This window comes from Pseudothauera rhizosphaerae (assembly GCF_004801305.1).
In the GTDB taxonomy this organism is placed as follows: domain Bacteria; phylum Pseudomonadota; class Gammaproteobacteria; order Burkholderiales; family Rhodocyclaceae; genus Pseudothauera; species Pseudothauera rhizosphaerae.
Window position 1 is genome coordinate 107,026 of sequence record NZ_SSOD01000003.1, and the last position, 16,014, is coordinate 123,039.

17 protein-coding genes are annotated in these 16,014 nt (G+C 71.3%); 5 read left to right on the top strand and 12 right to left on the bottom strand.

The window, feature by feature from the left end:
- Positions 1-4 precede the first annotated feature (4 nt).
- Positions 5-238: a zf-HC2 domain-containing protein gene (locus E6O51_RS04355; RefSeq protein ID WP_136383757.1), complete on the bottom strand. Its 234-nt coding sequence runs from the start codon at positions 236-238 to the stop codon at positions 5-7.
- Positions 232-858: a sigma-70 family RNA polymerase sigma factor gene (locus E6O51_RS04360; RefSeq protein ID WP_136383758.1), complete on the bottom strand. Its 627-nt coding sequence runs from the start codon at positions 856-858 to the stop codon at positions 232-234. The genes E6O51_RS04355 and E6O51_RS04360 overlap by 7 nt, the downstream gene beginning before the upstream one ends.
- 250 nt (positions 859-1,108) lie before the next feature.
- Here E6O51_RS04360 and E6O51_RS04365 point away from each other — a divergent pair, with 250 nt between their 5' ends.
- Genes E6O51_RS04365 through E6O51_RS04380 form a run of 4 tightly spaced genes read left to right on the top strand, consistent with a single transcriptional unit; the run spans position 1,109 to position 3,599 of the window.
- Entirely contained in the window at positions 1,109-1,414 is a 306-nt protein-coding gene (locus tag E6O51_RS04365; RefSeq protein ID WP_136383759.1) for a BufA1 family periplasmic bufferin-type metallophore, read from the top strand.
- A gap of 25 nt (positions 1,415-1,439) precedes the next feature.
- Complete coding sequence (bufB, locus tag E6O51_RS04370; RefSeq protein WP_136383760.1) at positions 1,440-2,327, top strand: MNIO family bufferin maturase; 888 nt, start codon at positions 1,440-1,442, stop codon at positions 2,325-2,327.
- A complete protein-coding gene (locus E6O51_RS04375; RefSeq protein WP_136383761.1) occupies positions 2,324-3,106 on the top strand; it encodes an HvfC/BufC N-terminal domain-containing protein in 783 nt (260 codons plus the stop codon). The genes bufB and E6O51_RS04375 overlap by 4 nt, the downstream gene beginning before the upstream one ends.
- Positions 3,087-3,599: a DoxX family protein gene (locus E6O51_RS04380; protein ID WP_136383762.1), complete on the top strand. Its 513-nt coding sequence runs from the start codon at positions 3,087-3,089 to the stop codon at positions 3,597-3,599. Before E6O51_RS04375 ends, E6O51_RS04380 begins: the two co-directional genes overlap by 20 nt.
- Positions 3,600-3,606: 7 nt before the next feature.
- Here E6O51_RS04380 and E6O51_RS04385 read toward each other — a convergent pair whose 3' ends face one another.
- The 5 genes from E6O51_RS04385 to E6O51_RS04405 form a co-directional block, all read right to left on the bottom strand.
- Positions 3,607-3,831 carry a hypothetical protein gene (locus tag E6O51_RS04385; protein ID WP_136383763.1) on the bottom strand — a complete coding sequence of 75 codons (225 nt, stop codon included), beginning with the start codon at positions 3,829-3,831 and terminating at the stop codon, positions 3,607-3,609.
- An 11-nt stretch (positions 3,832-3,842) separates the two neighbouring features.
- Positions 3,843-4,445 carry a YitT family protein gene (locus tag E6O51_RS04390; RefSeq protein ID WP_211091323.1) on the bottom strand — a complete coding sequence of 201 codons (603 nt, stop codon included), beginning with the start codon at positions 4,443-4,445 and terminating at the stop codon, positions 3,843-3,845.
- 158 nt (positions 4,446-4,603) lie between these two features.
- Entirely contained in the window at positions 4,604-5,977 is a 1,374-nt protein-coding gene (locus E6O51_RS04395; RefSeq protein ID WP_136383764.1) for a DUF3999 domain-containing protein, read from the bottom strand.
- Positions 5,974-8,697 (bottom strand): DUF2339 domain-containing protein, encoded by a 2,724-nt coding sequence (locus E6O51_RS04400; protein WP_136383765.1) that lies wholly within the window; start codon positions 8,695-8,697, stop codon positions 5,974-5,976. Before E6O51_RS04400 ends, E6O51_RS04395 begins: the two co-directional genes overlap by 4 nt.
- A gap of 189 nt (positions 8,698-8,886) precedes the next feature.
- Positions 8,887-10,029: a trans-sulfuration enzyme family protein gene (locus E6O51_RS04405; RefSeq protein ID WP_136383766.1), complete on the bottom strand. Its 1,143-nt coding sequence runs from the start codon at positions 10,027-10,029 to the stop codon at positions 8,887-8,889.
- A gap of 136 nt (positions 10,030-10,165) precedes the next feature.
- Here E6O51_RS04405 and E6O51_RS04410 point away from each other — a divergent pair, with 136 nt between their 5' ends.
- Positions 10,166-11,110, top strand: a complete 945-nt coding sequence (locus tag E6O51_RS04410; protein WP_136383767.1) for an alpha/beta hydrolase — start codon at positions 10,166-10,168, stop codon at positions 11,108-11,110.
- Between the two features lie 6 nt (positions 11,111-11,116).
- Here the strand turns inward: E6O51_RS04410 and E6O51_RS04415 are convergent, their stop codons facing one another.
- From E6O51_RS04415 to E6O51_RS04435, 5 genes are all read right to left on the bottom strand, one after another.
- Positions 11,117-12,241: an HD-GYP domain-containing protein gene (locus E6O51_RS04415; protein WP_136383768.1), complete on the bottom strand. Its 1,125-nt coding sequence runs from the start codon at positions 12,239-12,241 to the stop codon at positions 11,117-11,119.
- A 108-nt stretch (positions 12,242-12,349) separates the two neighbouring features.
- On the bottom strand, positions 12,350-13,210 hold the full coding sequence (locus tag E6O51_RS04420) for an HDOD domain-containing protein (protein ID WP_136383769.1): 861 nt from the start codon (positions 13,208-13,210) through the stop codon (positions 12,350-12,352).
- A gap of 65 nt (positions 13,211-13,275) precedes the next feature.
- Complete coding sequence (gene xpt, locus E6O51_RS04425) at positions 13,276-13,887, bottom strand: xanthine phosphoribosyltransferase (protein ID WP_136383770.1); 612 nt, start codon at positions 13,885-13,887, stop codon at positions 13,276-13,278.
- An 84-nt stretch (positions 13,888-13,971) separates the two neighbouring features.
- Complete coding sequence (gene leuE, locus E6O51_RS04430) at positions 13,972-14,628, bottom strand: leucine efflux protein LeuE (RefSeq protein ID WP_136383771.1); 657 nt, start codon at positions 14,626-14,628, stop codon at positions 13,972-13,974.
- A gap of 110 nt (positions 14,629-14,738) precedes the next feature.
- Positions 14,739-16,013 carry a glycerate kinase type-2 family protein gene (locus E6O51_RS04435; RefSeq protein WP_136383772.1) on the bottom strand — a complete coding sequence of 425 codons (1,275 nt, stop codon included), beginning with the start codon at positions 16,011-16,013 and terminating at the stop codon, positions 14,739-14,741.
- Position 16,014: the final 1 nt, after the last annotated feature.

The window sequence follows — 16,014 nt, forward strand, 5'->3', positions numbered from 1 at the left end:
GGCGCTACTTCCCTTCGCTGCCGTTGCCGCCGTCTGCGTCCGTCTCCCCATCGGGGCGGGCGAAGCCGCCATCCGCGAAGCGTGCGGCGATGCGGCGCAGCGCGGCCATCTGCTCGTTGTAGCGGGTGCAGCCCGTGCAAATCAGCAGGTGCGCGCGCAGCGTGAGCCGTTCGCGCAGCGTGAGGGGACGGTCCAGTGCTTCCGAGCACAGTCGGGTGGCGTCCTTGCAGGTCAGCATGCGCGGCATTCCCCCGTGACGAACCAGTTGCGTTCCAGGCACTGGCGCAGGCCGGTGCGCGCCCGGTGCAGGATGACGTGGCAGTTGTTGGCGGTGATGCCGGCCTTTGCGCAGATCTCGGCGGTCTCGAAGCCGAGCATCTCGCGCATCATGAATACCCGCGCCACGCTCTGGGGCAGGTGGTCCAGGCAGGCCTCGAACACGGCCCAGAACTGCTTGTTCTCCAGGGATTCCTCGGGCGCTTCCCAGCCCCGGGGGCGACAGTCTGGCTGCCAGTGGCCGTTGGCGCGGAACAGGGCGTCGATGGCGCCTTCCTCGTCATCCTCGCCCACCACGCATCCCAGCGTCGTCAGCCGGCTGCCGCGGCGCAGGAGGTCCACGATCTTGTTGCGCAGGATGCTGAACACCCAGGTGCGCAGCGCGGCCTTGCCCGCATAGGCCGCCGCGCCGACCAGTGCGGCCTCGATGGCTTCCTGCACCGCGTCCTCGGCCAGTGCCTGATCGCGCAACTGCAGGCGGGCGAAGCGCAGCATGTCCCGGTGCAGGGCGGCGAGCTGGGCCGGGTCGGACAGTGCGGCCGTCGTGTCGGTCGCCGCGGCCGGGGAGGGGGCCGCGCTCATGCCGCAACCTTTCGCCGGCGGCGGGCACGGTGGGACGGCGTCGAACGACGGTGCATGGAGTTCTCCTCGCGCTGATGCAATTGTAGGGGCCATCGGGCATCGTCGTCCGGGCGTGGGCGAATCTTACAGTCCGGCCGTACCCGCGAATGGCGTGTAAGGAATCGGCACCGTGCCTCGACTGACCCCTGTCGCAGCCGGCACGGATTCACCGCACCGGCGATGCCGACCCATTCATGATCAGGAGAGACACATGAACCGCACTACCGCCACCCGTCACGCCGCCGCCCTCGCGCTCGCCCTCGGCGCCGCGCTGACCCTGTCCACCGCGCCGGCGTCCGCCGCCGACGACGACAAGGAGAAATGTTACGGCGTCGCGATGAAGGGCAAGAACGACTGCGCCGCCGGTCCCGGCACCACCTGCGCCGGCACGGCGAAGATGGACTACCAGGGCAATGCGTGGAAGTTCGTCCCCAAGGGCACCTGCGAGCAGATGAAGTCGCCCGCCTCGCCCACCGGCCAGGGGCAGTTGATGCCGTTCCAGGAAAAGAAGTCCTGAGCGGCGCGAGCGCGGAGCGTCCGTCATGACGACCATCGTCCCTTGCGCATCGTCCGCGGCGGGCGTTGCCGCGCTGCCGGCCCGGGCCGGGCTCGGGCTCAAGCCGGCGCACGTCCGGCAGATCCTCGACACCCGGCCCGCGGTGGGCTTCTTCGAAGTGCACGCGGAGAACTACATGGTGGCCGGCGGGCCGTTCCACGAACATCTGGCCCGCATCCGCGCACACTATCCCCTATCGATCCACGGCGTGGGCCTGTCCATCGGCGGCGAGGAGCCGCTGGACGAGGCGCATCTGGACCGGCTCGCCGCGCTGCTGGGACGCTACGCGCCGCAGGCCTTTTCCGAGCATCTCGCCTGGTCCGGCCACGGCGGCGCCTTCTTCAACGACCTGCTGCCGCTGCCCTGGACGCCGCAAACCCTCGCCCGCGTCTGCGACCACGTGGACCGGGTGCAGGAGCGCCTGCGCCGGCCCATGCTGCTGGAGAATCCGGCGACCTACGTGGAATTCGCCGAATCCACGCTGGGCGAGGCGGAGTTCATCGCCGAGGTGGTGCGCCGCACCGGCTGCGGCCTGCTGCTGGACGTGAACAATGCCTACGTGTCCTGCACGAACCACGGGAGCGATGCGCGTGCCTACGTGCAGGCCCTGCCGCTGGGGGCGGTGGGGGAAATCCACCTGGCCGGCTTCGCCCGCCAGCAGGATGCCGCGGGCGCCGACCTGCTGATCGACAGCCACGGCTCGCCGGTGGATCGCGCGGTATGGGCGCTCTACGCCTTCGCGCTGGAACGGCTCGGCCCGACGCCGACGCTGATCGAGCGCGACCACGACATTCCGCCGTTCGACACCTTGCTGGGCGAGGCCCGCGAGGCCGAGCGCCTGCTCGCGGCGCGCGACGAGGCGGTGCCCGCATGACGACGCAAACGGAATTCGCCGCCGCCCTGCTGGATGCGGGGCTGCCCTGTCCGCCCGGGCTGGTGGCGTGGAACGGCTCGGACCCGGCACTGCGCTTCGCGGTGTATCGCAACAACGTGGTGGTGTCCCTGGTGGATGCGCTGGCGGACAGCTTTCCGGTGACGCGCGCGCTGGTGGGTGACGACTTCTTTGGCGCCATGGCGCAGGTTTACGTCACGGCGGCGCCGCCGCGCTCGCGGCTGCTGGCGTTCTATGGCGAGGGCTTCGCGGACTTCGTCGCCGCCTTCCCGCCCGCCGCGGCACTGCCCTGGCTGGCCGACGTGGCCCGGCTGGAGATGCTGCGCGTGCGTGTCTGCCACGCGGCCGATGCGGAGCCGCTGCCGGACGCGGAACTGGCAGCATTGCTCGGCGATCCGGGCCGCCTTCCCCTGCTGCGCTTGGTGCTGCACCCGGCGCTCGGCGTGCTGCGCTCGCCCCATGCGGTGGTGGATCTGTGGGCCGCGCACCAGGTTGAGGAGGTGGACCTTTCCGCGGTCGACCCGGCCAGCGCCCAGGCGGCGCTGGTCGTGCGTGCCGGCGGCGAGGTGTATGTGGTCGCGCTGCCCGCGGCAGCCGCGGCCTTCATCGAGCGCGTGCAGGCAGGGGCGACGCTGGGCGACGCATTCGCGGTCGCGGAGCCCGGCCTGGATGCGGCGGATGCGCTGGCGACCCTGCTGCGCTGGCGGGCCATCGTCGCCATCGGGGAAGGAGGGCCGGAACATGAATGGCAGCACGAATGACCCATCCGCGCCGCCCGCGGCTGCCGCGCTGGTGAGGCGGCTGGTGGCCCTGTGCGGCCGGGTGCCGGCGGACCTGATCGCCGCCGTCGGACGTTTCTCCATCGCCGGCGTGTTCTGGCGGTCCGGCCAGACCAAGATCGAGGGCCTTGCCATCGACCTGGTCGAAGGCGAATTCAGCCTGGGCTGGCCGCGGCTGGCGGACAGCGCGGTGTACCTGTTCCGCGAGGAATACCGACTGCCGCTGATCCCCCCGGAACTCGCCGCGCCCCTGGCGGCCTTCGCCGAGCACCTGTTTCCCGTGCTGCTGCTGGTCGGTCTGGCGACCCGCTTCTCCGCCCTGGCGCTGCTGGGGATGACGCTGGTGATCCAGGTGCTGGTCTATCCCGGCGCCTGGCCCACCCACGGCGTGTGGGCGGCGGTGCTGCTGTACCTGATCGCGCACGGGCCGGGGCGCTTGTCCTTGGATCACTGGATCGTGCGCCGCTGGGCCTGACGCGGGTTCAGGTCTCGCCATCCGTTGCCGGTGGGGGCGCCGCCTCGCGCCAGTCCACCCACTGCCCGCAGGCATTGCGCGGGCCGCGCAGGCTGCCGTGCCAGGGGCCTTCGATGCAGGGGCCGCGCAGACGCGCGGGGTCGGGCAGCACGGTGCTGCCGTCGGGTGCCAGTTCGCGCACGCCGCCCCAGCGTTTGCAGGTGGCGCAGCGTTTCGGTTCGGCGATCTGCATGGCGGCTGCATTCACACGCCGAAATAGCGTCCGGGGCGGTGGTTGATGGCGATCACCAGGTTCAGGGCCAGCGCGCCCAGCACCGACAGGGCCACCAGCGGCACCGGCACCCAGGGCAGCGCGGCGGCAAGGATCAGGAAGTCGGCCACCATCTGTACCTTGCCGGCCCGCCAGCCGCGGTTGCGCTGAAGCCAGATCGCCATCACCCCCACACCTCCCAGGCTGGCATGGTGGCGGATCAGCATCAACAGCCCGGTGCCCGCCAGCAGGCCGCCCATCACGGCACCGAAGGCCGGGTGCAGGGCGTCCAGCGTGATCACCCGTGGCAGCACTTCCGCATACGCCGACAGCAGGCCGACCGCGCAGAAGGTCTTGATGGTGAACACCCACCCCATCGCGCGCACCGCGAACACGTAGAAGGGCAGGTTGATCAGGAAGTAGAGCAGGCCGAAGTTGAACCCGCTGGCATAGTGCGTGAGCAGGGCCAGCCCGGCGGTGCCGCCGATCAGCAGACCGGTGTGCTTGAAGAACACCACCGCGAGGCCGACGAAGAGCGAGCCCACCAGCAGTCCCTGGACGTCTTCGAGGATGTTGTGGCGGGCGGTGGATGACATGGATTTCCTTTGGAAGCGGGAGCAGGGGAGATTATTGACCCGGCAATCAAATACACGCAGTGGTTTGGATGTGTTGTTCCTCCCCCTTCAAGGGGAGGGAGCTGCGGTGTCGCCCTGTTTCTGAATTTCGCAGTTGATTGCCGGGTTAGTAGCCGCCCCTACCGGTCCGTAGCCACCAGGCGCGACAGCTTCCACGCCATGGCGCCGAGCAGTGCCACGGCGAGCAGCAGGCTGCCCCACAGCATCCAGCGCCGGGTGTCGATGGGTGCCTTCAGCCGGGCGTCGCCGCCCGCGGCGGCGGATTCCCCCAGCCGGGCATCGGCGATGGGCAGCGTTGCAGCATCCGCCTTGCCGTAGCCGGGCACCAGCCCGTCGATGGGATAGGCGGCCGGATCGGCCCGGTAGCGCCCGAAGGCCAGCGTGAAGGGCGGCGTGCCGCGGGCGGCGAACACCAGCGCGTGCGGCACCCAGCCGATCGACACCGCCGGCACGCCGGTGCCGAAGCCGCCGCCGCGCTCGTCCGGGCGCAACATCAACTCGCCCGCGGGGCGCAGCGGCAGGTCGGCGTTGCGCCGCTCGGCGCCGTCCTCGGTCAGCCGCCATACGCTGTGCCGGCCCAGGGAACGCCACTGGGCGTCCGGCCGCTCGCGGGTAAACACCTCCACGGGCACCACGCTGTTGGCCTGGGGCGGTTCGACACGCAGCCGGTCCGCGGGCACCGCGCGCGGCAGCGCGAAGTGGTATTCGTGACGGCCGCCGACTTCGTGCACCTGCGGCGCATCGAGAGCGAGCCAGGTGCGTTCGGCCTCCACCAGCGCGGGCACCGGTTCCACGCGCGCGGCATCGAAGACGTGCTCGCGCAGGCCGGCCGGCGGCGAGCCGGACCAGGTGAGGCGCAGGTATCGGGCCTGGGTGGCCGGCCATTCGATGCGCAGGCGCGCGAGTTCGTGGTCCTCGGCCTGCAGTTGCAGCAGCGGCGCACTGGCCACCAGCGTGCGCCACTGGGCGAGGTCATTGCTGGCTTCCACGCGCATGCGGCCGGAGAACTGGCGGGTAGGGTCGTTCATGGTCAGATCCAGCGCCCGGATGCGCTGGCCGAGCTGGCTCACATCCACCAGCCAGGCGCCGGCCGGCCCGCGCGGGCGGCCGGTTTCCGGCCCCAGGCTGACCACCGCCCCGTCCGTGCGCGTCTCGATGCGCAGGTTCAGCGCCCGGCCGCTGTCGGCGGCGGTGCCGAGCACGAACAGGGGTACGGCGACCGGCGTGCCGGGCGTGCTCAGTTCGAGGGCGCGCGGTTCGAGGGCGTGGGGCACCACTTCGCCGTCGGCATTGAATACGCGCAGGTCGGCGAGGTCTCCATGGGTCATGCCGCGATAGACCGCCGGCGGCAGGGCGATGCGCTGGAAGGGCGCGGGGCGTTCCAGCGCGATGGGAGCGGCCCAGGCGTAGTCGTCCACCGTCTCGGCCAGGGCGCCGGCAGCGGCGAATGCCCCCAGCAGGGCGGCTGCACAGCGGACCAGGGCTGAATTCATCGTGCGTTCTCCATGCTGTTTTCCAGGCTCCTGGGCGGAACCGGAGCGAACCAGCCGATCACCAGCATCAGCACGCCGACGCCGAGGAAGGACACCACGCGCTCGATGCCGCCGACGTTGGACAGGTCCACCAGGAAGAGTTTACCCACCACTACGCCCATCAGCACCGCGCCCGCGATCCACGGCGCGCGCTGCGTGCGCCGTGCGCCGGCCACCATGACCGCCAGCGCGATCAGCGTCCAGAAGATGGAGAGCGCCGCCTGCACCAGGCGAGAAGCGAGCAGCAGGTCGATGTCCCAGGGTATGCCTGCGAAGTGGTGCAGGCTGCGCATCAGCACGCCGTTGGCGATCAGGAAGGCGAGCGCTCCGAGGATCGCACCCGCCATGCCGCCGGTCTGCGCTGCGCCGGCCGGTTCCTCCCGGTGCAGTGCGGCCAGCCACCAGACGGCCAGTAACAGCGCCGCGACCAGGCCCAGTTCGAGCGGATTGACGAGCGGAACATAGGGCAGCGGATCGGCCCAACCGTCGTGCGCCCAGTTGGCGAACTGGCTCCAGCCGAGCAGAAAGACCGCCAGCGGCGCGCCACCCGGCACCAGATAGGCATGGCGATGCGGACCGAAAGGCCAGCGTTCGGTGTCCAGCGACGCCAGCCCGGCGATCAGCGCGCCGGGCACCAGCACGATGCCGAGCAGGGCCCAGGCCGAAGCGCCGTCCACCACCTGGTCGATGCCGCGAGCGGCGGCGAGCCCGCCCACCAGCGCCAGCACCCACAGCCCCAGCGCGTGCAGCCAGGGCGCGGTGCGCGGGTGCGCGGCTTCATGGCGATACAGGGCGAAGAGATGCGCGCCCAGGAGCGCCGGCCAGGCCAGCCAGCCGAGCGCAGCCAGCGGGTTGTGGGACTGGTCCAGCGCGTGCACCGCGGCCAGCGCGATGGCCGGCCCGATGAACAGGCTGGCGCTGCCGCCCTGCGCCCAGCCGCTGCGGTGGGCGAAGGCCGCCAGCGCGGCGGCGGAAATCGCCAGGAAGAGCAGGAAGGCGTTGACCTCCACCGGGTAGGGCAGGTGGTGGCCCGCCTGCAGCAGGCCGGCGGCGACCCACCAGCCCAGGCCCCAGATCAGCAGCGCGGGCGCCGCGGCGCGTTCCGCGTCATGCAGGGCCTTGCCGTGGCGCGCCAGATACCAGGCGCTGAACAGCCCGGCGAAGGCGATCAGCGTGCAGCCGAGGAACTGCGCATTGAGCAGCGGCAGGTCTCCGCCGCCGGGCAGGTCCAGCAGGAAGGCGCCGCCCGCGCCCAGTTGCAGCAGCAGCGCGAAGGCCCGCGCCGGCAGCCGCGCCTGACGCACCCCGATCCACAGGATGGCGGCTGCCTCCAGCGCCCAGGCCGCCGCCGTCCAGCGGCCTTCGAACGCGAGGGGCACGGCCAGCGTGGCGAAGGCCACGCCCAGCGCGTAGTACGCTTCCACCAGCAGGCGCAGCTTTTCGCCTGCGCGCCGCCACAGGCCGCGGGCCAGCAGCAGGTAGAGCGCGCCCAGCGCCACCGCGCTGAACGCCGCGCCGTACTCGAAGCCGCTCACCAGGCGCAGTTGCAGGCCGAAGGCGACCAGGGGCACGCCGAACACCAGGGAGGCATCCACGTAGGCTGCCGTGCGGCCCTGGTCGTCCTCGACCCGGCGGCGCAGCGCGTAGCCCACCGGTACGGCGAGGTAGATCAGGAAGAACAGCAGCAGGAAGGGTTCCACGCTGGCGAACAGTTCCGGTCGGTAGTAACGCGCGCCCCACAGGGCGCCGATGACGAAGGTGAAGACGAAGCCCAGCAGGTTAAGCTCCCGCCATGCGCGCCGCCACGCCAGCGCCAGCACGCCAGCATTGAGCACCGCGTAGTAGGAGAACAGCGCCACGTGGCTGCCGCTGCCGGTGGAAGCGAGCAGCGGCGCGAGAAAGCCGCCGCAGGTGCCCAGCACCGCCAGCGAGCGTCCCTCCTGCAGCAGCGCAAGCACGCCGGAAAAGGCCGCGATGGCGACCAGCGCCGCGAAGGCCGCCGGTGCCGGGATCAACTGGTACAGGCGCAGCGCGGCGAACACGGTGAGATAGAGCAGGCCCACCGCGCCGCCCTGCAGCGCCAGCGCGTAGCCCGCGCGCCGCTCGCGCAGGCGCCAGCCCAGCACCAGCAGGACGACGGCGCCCAGCGCCACGCCGGTCAGGCGCAGTTCGATGGGCACCTGCACGCGCTCGTAGGCGTACTTGAGCAGGAAGGCCACGCCGAAGAACAGGATGACGATGCCGGCCCGCACCACGGTGTTGCCGCCGAACAGCCAGTCGCGCAGCCAGCCGGCCGGGGAGGGTGTGTCGAAGGACGGCGGCTGGGGCAGCGGCGTCGGGCGAGGCAGGGCGTCTGCCGGCGCGGCCTGTGTCCTGGATGGCAGCGGCAGATCGAATTCGAGAATGTCCGGCCCGGCCGCGGCGGCCGGTGCCGCCGATTCGGGCGCAATGGCCGGTTCTGGTGCGGCGGGTGCCGCGGCATCCGCCGGCACGCGCGCGGCCGCTTCCAGGGTTGCCACCTGGCGGATCAGCCGGTTCTGCGCGAGCTGGAGCAGGTCCAGGCGCTCCTCGATGCGCTGCAGCTGTTCCGCATCCGGGCGCCGGCCGAGACGCCCGCCGAGCAGGCCGCCGAAGAAACCGATCAGCAGCAATCCGCCGATGGCGAAAACGATGATCCCCATGATTCACCTTCCGGTCGATGCGCGGCGTTTCCGCGCCATGCAGACATCACGCGCCGGCAAGCCGATGGCATGGACGGCGCGCGGGATGGCGCAAGAATACTCCGTCCGGGGCAATCCAGCCGCCCGGCGTCGCGGCAGCGGTACGGGTTCGCGCCGTTCGGCTGCGGGGTATCGCCAGGCGGTACAGGTTCAGCCCAGCGCCTGATCGAGGTCGGCGATCAGATCCTCCACCGCCTCGATGCCCACCGACAGGCGCAGCAGGTCGGGCGGGCACAGGGAGCCGGGGCCTTCCACGCTGGCGCGGTGTTCGACCAGGCTTTCCACGGAGCCCAGCGAGGTGGCGCGCTTGAACACCTGCAGCCGGCCGGCCGCGGCGATGGCGGCCCCCTCGCCGCCGGCCACGCGCAGGGCCAGCATGCCGCCGAAGCCGCCCTGCATCTGCGCAGCGGCCACGGCGTGGCCGGGATGGGAGGGCAGGCCGGGGTAGAGCACGGCGGCGACGCGCGGGTCGCGCTCGAAGGCCCGGGCGATGGCAAGCGCCGAGGCGCTGGCCTGGCGCACGCGCGGGTAGAGGGTGCGCATGCCGCGCAGCAGCAGCCAGGCTTCAAAGGGGCCGAGCACGGCGCCGCCCAGGGCGCGGTTCTGCCGCGCGCGCTGCCAGGTGGGCGTGTCCTCGCGGCACACCAGCGCGCCGGCCACCACGTCGGAATGGCCGTTGAGGTACTTGGTGGCCGAGTGCATGACGAAGTCCGCGCCCAGCGCCAGCGGCCGGGTGAGCACCGGCGTGGGCACGGTGGAGTCCACCGCCACCAGCGTGCCGTACCGGCGCGCGGCGGCGCAGGCGGCGGCGATGTCGGTGACTTCCCAGGTGGGATTGGCCGGGGTCTCGATCCACAGCAGGCGCGGCCGCAGGGCGTCGAGCGCCATGGTCAATCCGGCGGTGTCGGCGTTGTCGTAGAACTCGACCGCGATGTGCCCGCGCGCGGAGAGTTCGATCAGCCAGTTGCGCAGCGCCCAGTACATGGCGCGCGGCGCCAGCACGCGCGCGCCCGGCTCCAGCGCCTGCAGCAGCGCGGTGGCGGCGGCCATGCCGGAGGGGAAGAGCAGGGCCTGGTGCCCGCCTTCAAGGGCGGCGAGCAGGGCTTCGGCCTGGTCGTAGGCCGGGCTCTGGTCGCGGGAATACACGCGCCCGCCGGGGTAGCTGCCGTCGCCGGCGCGCTCGAAGGTGCTGGCGGGATGAATGGCGGGGGCGATGTCGTGGTGCGGCTGGGTGATCCAGCCCAGGCCCTGGGCGGCCAGGGTGTCGGGCGAGAGGGACTTGGGGGCGGTCATCGGTGGCGGTCCGGCGGGGTGGGGTGGATTCTTATACCACGGGCCATGCGACTCCGGGTTCGGGCAATGGACCTACAATACCCGGCCCTGACAACGCTCCAAGCTTGCCGCGCCCGCCGGTGCGGCTTCGACGAACATGCCGCTATCTCCCCAGGCCCGGGCGCTGCTCGACATGGTCTACCGCGTGGGCGCGCCGCGCTTTCACGAACTGTCGGTGGCGCAGGCCCGCCATTCCTTCCAGAAGCTGCTGTTCGCCTTCCGCCCGGAGGCGCCGGCGGTGGCGTCGGTGACCGAGGTGCCCATGGCGCGCCCGGACGGCAGTGCGCTGCTGGCGCGCTTCTACCGCCCCTTTGCCGCCCACCGGGACGACGTGCTGGGGCTGCTGATCTACTACCACGGCGGCGGCTGGTGCGTGGGCGACGTGGAGAGCTACGACGTGCTGTGCCGGGAACTGGCCAACGCGTCCGGCTGTGCGGTGCTGTCGGTGGATTACCGCCTGGCGCCGGAGCATCCCTTCCCGGCGGCGGTCGTGGACGCGCGCCTGGCCTTCGAGTGGGCGGCGGACCAAGCGGACCTGCTGGGCATCGCCCCGGGGCGCATCGCGCTGGGCGGCGACAGCGCGGGGGGCAATCTTTCCATCGTCACCGCGCTCGGCCTGCGGGATGCGGGCGGGGTGCAGCCGCGCTTCCTGCTGCTGGCCTATCCGAGCACGGAGATACTCGGCGCGCGGCCCTCGCGGGAGCGCTACGGGGACGGCTATTTCCTCGACCGGGAGAGTCTGACGTGGTTCTTCGAGCGCTACCTGCCAGACGGTGAAACCGAAGACTGGCGCGCCTCGCCGCTGCGCGCGGCGTCGCTGTCCGGGTTGCCGGCCATGCTGCTGATGACCGCCGAATGCGATCCGCTGATCGACGAGTGCCTCGCCTTCGCCGAGCGCGTGCGCGCCGAGGGCGGCACGGTGGAGCACCTGCCGGTGGCCGGCATGGTCCATGGCTTCCTGCCGCTGGGGAAGTTCTTCGCCGAGGCCAGCGACACGGTGCGCGCCGCGGCCCAGGCGCTGCGCCGGGCGCTGGAGGACTGAGGGCCGTCAGTCCGCCGCGGGTGCGCAGGCGTGGCGCCGCCACACCGCTTCGATGCGCGGGCGGGCGCACACCATGGCGCGTACGCATTCCAGGTCGAGCTTGTCGCCGGCCAGCGCTTCGATCTGGGCGAAGGCGTCGTCCAGGCTCCAGGGACGCTTGTAGCTGCGCAGACAGGTCAGCGCGTCGAAGATGTCCGCCGTGCTGACGATGCGTGCGGCCAGCGGAATGGCGTCGCCGTGGATGCCTTCCGGGTAGCCGCTGCCGTCCAGGCGTTCGTGGTGGTGGGCCACCACCGCGTGCAGCGTGCGGATGCCGGGGATGTCCTGCAGGTCGAAGTTGTCCACCAGGCGCTCGACCATGCGCCGACCCATGATGACGTGTTCCTTCATGTGCTCCCATTCGTCGCGCTCGAAGCGGCCGGGCTTGAGCAGGATGGCGTCGGGGATGCCGACCTTGCCGATGTCGTGCAGGGGGCCGAACAGCGTCAGTTCGGCAATGAACTCGTCGGAGAGGCCGTGGGCGGCGGACAGTTCCTCCGTCAGCACGCGGATGTAGTCGCGCAGGCGCAACTGGTGCTCGCCGGTTTCCCGGTCGCGCATCAGCGTGAAGTCGAGGGCGAAGCGGGTGGCGCCGATGAGGGCGTGTATCGCTTCGATGCCCTGCGCCAGCAGGCCGGTGGCGATCCGTCCCCAGGTGAGCAATTGACGCACGTCCCAGGTCGGCAGTACGACCGCCGGATCGGCTTCGACGACGAGAAAACCGTAGAAGCGCCGCAGGCGGCTCACCGGCAGCACGACCAGCGGACAGGTGCGTCCGTCGGCCGCCCATTCCAGCGCCGGGTCGAGGCGGACGAAGGGGGTCTGGGCACAGCCCAAGGCGCCGCAGCGCGACAGGGCCGGGTTGTCCGGGAGACTGGCGACACCGGGCGGGCAGGGGCGCACGCGCCCTTCGCTGTCGGCCCAGTGGGTCAGGCGGGCCTGCTCGTCGTCCACCAGGAAGATGCCGACGCGCACGACGTCGGGCAGCACGCTGCCGATCTGCACGCGCAGATCGACCAGGCGCGCGGGGAGGGTGGCGGCGAGAAAGGCGTCGGCGATCTGGCGGTCGCTGCGGACGGGCACGGCAGTCATGGATTTCGCTCCCCGGACGAATGTCCTCGTGCCGGTGTGACTGGGGCCGCCAGGATGAATTCCCCGTTCCGGGGAATCCGGTGTGAACTTCTTCCGCCGTGCCGTGGGTCAGCCAGCCACGGCCGAGAGCAGATCCTGACGCCCGGCGCGCGCGGCATCGAGCAGTTCGTCGAACTTGCTGCGGTCGATGCCGGCGGTGCAGGTTTCCAGCAGCGCGGCCTTGTTGTTGATGCCCTGCAGGGAGTCGAAGGGATTGGGCGTCTCGGCCGCCAGCCCGGCGATGAAGATCAGGTCGCCCAGGTCTTCGGGCGGCCAGTTGCCGCCGTAGGGGTCCTCGTACTGGAAGGCGTCGAGGATGGCCTCGGGCAGTTCAAAGGCTTCCAGGATCGCGCGGCCCACCGGTTCGTCCCAGGTGGAGACGAACTCGGCGAAGCGGTTCATGTTGCTTTCCAGCGCCGGGTAGTCCGCCGCGCGGGCGAGCAGGAAGAACTGGCCGATGTCCACCATCATGCCGGCGAGCATGGCGGTGTCCGGATTGATGGTGCGCAGGTGGCGGGCGAAGGCGTAGGACCAGGCGGCCACATCCACCGAATGCATCCACAGCCCCGAGGCCACCAGGCGCATCTCCCGCGACCGGTGGTCCTGGGCGAGTTGCTCGGCGGCTACCGCGAAGGCCAGGCAGCGCAGGGCCGAGAGGCCGATGCGCTTGACCGCGTCGCTGACTGCGGTGATCTGTGCACCGTAGGGGTTGAGCAGCACCGCGTTGGCCATGCGCACGGCCTTGGCGCTGAGCACCGGCTCGGCCTTCACCACCGCGGCGATCTCGTCCAGCGTGGATTCCGGATTGTCCGCCAGGCGCTTGATGCGCAGCGATACGTCCAGCGCGGTGGGGAAGTTGAGCCGCCCCTCCTGCAGTTCCTCCTCGATGCGGGACGCAAAGGCCTGGGCTTGTTCTTCGAATTCCTGCATATCGCCTATCTCCTGGATGCGGATGCCGCAGTGTAGCGCGCGGGGGCCTTTCCTGGCTGCCTACCTCACTCTTCCGCCTGGCGCAGGATGGCCTTGCCACCCTCCAGGCGCTCCACCTGGGCCAGCGTGGACACCGGGATGCCGAGCGCTTCCACCGCCTCGTGGCCGCGCTTGAAGCGCTTTTCCACGATGAAGCCCGCGGCCAGCACTTCCGCGCCGGCCTCGCGCGCCATCTCCACCAGCGCCACCGCGGTGCGGCCGTTGGACAGGAAGTCGTCCACCAGCACCACGCGCGCGCCGGCCGGCACGTAGCGCTGCGCCAGCACCAGCTTGGTCTCGCCGCCCTTGGTGGGCGAGGGGATCAGGCGCGAGATGAAGGGCGATTCCACCTGCGGCGAATACTTCTTCGCGTACACCAGCGGCACGTTGAGCGCCTGCGCCACCACCAGTCCGGGGGCGATGCCGCTGGCCTCGGCGGTGAGGATCAGGGTCGGATGGAAGGCCGACAGGCGGCGTGCCAGTTCCCGGCCCATGTCCACGATGAAGGCCGGTTCGATGCGGTGGTTGAGGAAGTGGTCGATCTTGAGGATCTGGTCGCCGATGACCGTGGCCTCCGCTTCGATGCGATGGACCAGGGGCGGGTAGGGTGCGGTGAGGTCGCTGATGTTGATGTTCATGCAGTGGGGCCGAAACGAAAAAGCCCCCGCGACCGGGGGCGACTCAAGGACAGGGGCGCGATTCTAGCGCATGGGCGGGCGTGTTCAGTTCAGCGTGGCGGTGGCGAGCTTGGCGCCGAAACCGATGAAGAGCCCGCCCACGCCGCCGGTGGCCGCCGCGGCGAAGCGGCGCCGGCGGCGGAACTGCGCGGCCAGATAGGCGCCGCCGAAGATCAGCGTGGACAGGTAGAGGGCGCTGGCCACCTGCACGATGGCACCCAGGATGACGAAGGACAGGCCCGGGTGGGCGTAGGCCGGATCGACGAACTGGATGAAGAAGGAGACGAAGAACAGGATGGCCTTGGGGTTCATCAGGCTGATCATCAGCGCCGTGCGGAACGGGCGTTTGGCGGCGGGCGCCGGCGCGGACGGTTGCGGTGCCGCTTCCGCCGGCCCGGTCCGCCAGGAAGCGATGGAGGCGCGCAGCAGGCCGAGGCCGACCCAGGCCAGATAGGCCGCGCCGGCGTACTTGATGACCATGAACAGTTCCGGCGTGGCGCGCAGCAGCGAGGCGGTGCCGGTGGCGGCGAGGATCATCAGGATGGTGTCGCCGGCGAACACGCCACAGGCGGCGCGATAGCCCGGCGCCACGCCCCAGCGCGAGGCCACCGACATCACGTAGAGCGAGTTCGGGCCGGGCAGCAGGACGATGAAGATGGTGCCGAGGATGAAGGTGGTCAGGTCGGTGATGCCGTAGAACATGATGGGAACACCCCGTGGATGGAGGCCGCGCGTCTGTCGCGCAAGCCGTTGATCTTAACAGGGTGGGGAATGTTCCCGCAGGTCGATTCGCCGGCGGCGGACGGGGTCGTCTACAGCACCAGGATGGCGCGGAAGTCGTTCACGTTGGTCAGCGTCGGCCCGGTGACCACCCCGTCGCCCAGGGCGGCGAAGAAGCCGTGGCCGTCGTTGTCGGCCAGCGCGGCACGGGGGGCCAGCCCCACGGCGCGGGCGCGCGCCAGCGTGTCCGGCGTGATCAGCGCGCCGGCGGTTTCCTCCTGGCCGTCCACGCCGTCGGTGTCGCCCGCCAGCGCCCAGGTGTCCGCCTGGCCGTCCAGCGCCAGCGCGAGGGCGAGTAGGAATTCCACGTTGCGTCCGCCGCGCCCCTGGCCGCGCACGGTGACCGTGGTCTCGCCGCCGGACAGCAGCACCGCCGGGGGGTTCGCCGGCTGGCCGTGGCGGCGCACCTGGCGGGCGATGGCGGCTATCGCGCGGGCCACTTCGCGCGCTTCGCCTTCGATGGCGTCGCCCAGGATCAGCGGCGTGACGCCGGCTGCGCGGGCCACCTCGGCCGCGGCTTCCAGCGCCATCTGCGGGGTGGCGACGAAGCGCGTGGTGATGGCCGGCAGGCATGGGTCGCCCGGCTTCACCGTTTCGCCGGCGCCGCTTTCGAGCAGCGCACGTACCGCAGGCGGGGGTTCGATGCGGTAGCGCCGCAGCACCGCCAGCGCATCGGCGCAGGTGGTGGGATCGGCCACGGTGGGGCCGGAGGCGATGTCGATGGGGTCGTCGCCCGGCACGTCGGAGATCAGCAGGTTCACCACCGGTGCCGGATGGCAGGCCGCCGCCAGCCGTCCGCCCTTGATCGCCGAGAGGTGGCGGCGCACGCAGTTGATCTCGGCGATGGCGGCACCGCACTGGAGCAGTGCGCGGCCGAGCGCCTGCTTGTCGGCGAGCGTCAGTCCCGGCGCGGGCAGCGGCAACAGCGCCGAGCCGCCGCCGGAGACGAGGCAGATCACCCGGTCGTCGGCCGTGAGTCCGCGCACCCTGTCGAGCATGCGCCGCGCGGCGGCTTCGCCGGCCGCGTCGGGGAGCGGATGGCCGGCTTCGACGATTTCCACCCGGCGGCACGGCACCCCGTGGCCGTAGCGGGTGACCACCAGGCCGGAGAGTTCGCCCGGCCAGTGCGCTTCCAGCGCCTGCGCCATGGCGGCCGAGGCCTTGCCGCAGCCGACGGCCACGGTGCGCCCGCGGGTTGGCGCGATGCCGGCCAGCACGGCCGGCAGGCGTGCCATGGGCTGCGCCGCGGCGATGGCCGCGTCGAACAGGCGCCGCAGCAGCACGGGCGGATCGCGGGCGGGGCGCATC

Bases quoted from the DNA above. Each gene is read 5' to 3' on its own strand.
- E6O51_RS04400 (WP_136383765.1), bottom strand. From the start codon at position 8,697: ATGGGGATCATCGTTTTCGCCATCGGCGGATTGCTGCTGATCGGTTTC.
- E6O51_RS04380 (WP_136383762.1), top strand. From the start codon at position 3,087: ATGAATGGCAGCACGAATGACCCATCCGCGCCGCCCGCGGCTGCCGCG.
- E6O51_RS04365 (WP_136383759.1), top strand. From the start codon at position 1,109: ATGAACCGCACTACCGCCACCCGTCACGCCGCCGCCCTCGCGCTCGCC.
- E6O51_RS04390 (WP_211091323.1), bottom strand. From the start codon at position 4,445: ATGTCATCCACCGCCCGCCACAACATCCTCGAAGACGTCCAGGGACTG.
- E6O51_RS04415 (WP_136383768.1), bottom strand. From the start codon at position 12,241: ATGACTGCCGTGCCCGTCCGCAGCGACCGCCAGATCGCCGACGCCTTT.
- E6O51_RS04435 (WP_136383772.1), bottom strand. From the start codon at position 16,013: ATGCGCCCCGCCCGCGATCCGCCCGTGCTGCTGCGGCGCCTGTTCGAC.
- E6O51_RS04420 (WP_136383769.1), bottom strand. From the start codon at position 13,210: ATGCAGGAATTCGAAGAACAAGCCCAGGCCTTTGCGTCCCGCATCGAG.
- bufB (WP_136383760.1), top strand. From the start codon at position 1,440: ATGACGACCATCGTCCCTTGCGCATCGTCCGCGGCGGGCGTTGCCGCG.
- E6O51_RS04360 (WP_136383758.1), bottom strand. From the start codon at position 858: ATGAGCGCGGCCCCCTCCCCGGCCGCGGCGACCGACACGACGGCCGCA.
- E6O51_RS04375 (WP_136383761.1), top strand. From the start codon at position 2,324: ATGACGACGCAAACGGAATTCGCCGCCGCCCTGCTGGATGCGGGGCTG.
- E6O51_RS04385 (WP_136383763.1), bottom strand. From the start codon at position 3,831: ATGCAGATCGCCGAACCGAAACGCTGCGCCACCTGCAAACGCTGGGGC.
- E6O51_RS04410 (WP_136383767.1), top strand. From the start codon at position 10,166: ATGCCGCTATCTCCCCAGGCCCGGGCGCTGCTCGACATGGTCTACCGC.
- E6O51_RS04405 (WP_136383766.1), bottom strand. From the start codon at position 10,029: ATGACCGCCCCCAAGTCCCTCTCGCCCGACACCCTGGCCGCCCAGGGC.
- xpt (WP_136383770.1), bottom strand. From the start codon at position 13,887: ATGAACATCAACATCAGCGACCTCACCGCACCCTACCCGCCCCTGGTC.
- E6O51_RS04355 (WP_136383757.1), bottom strand. From the start codon at position 238: ATGCTGACCTGCAAGGACGCCACCCGACTGTGCTCGGAAGCACTGGAC.
- leuE (WP_136383771.1), bottom strand. From the start codon at position 14,628: ATGTTCTACGGCATCACCGACCTGACCACCTTCATCCTCGGCACCATC.
- E6O51_RS04395 (WP_136383764.1), bottom strand. From the start codon at position 5,977: ATGAATTCAGCCCTGGTCCGCTGTGCAGCCGCCCTGCTGGGGGCATTC.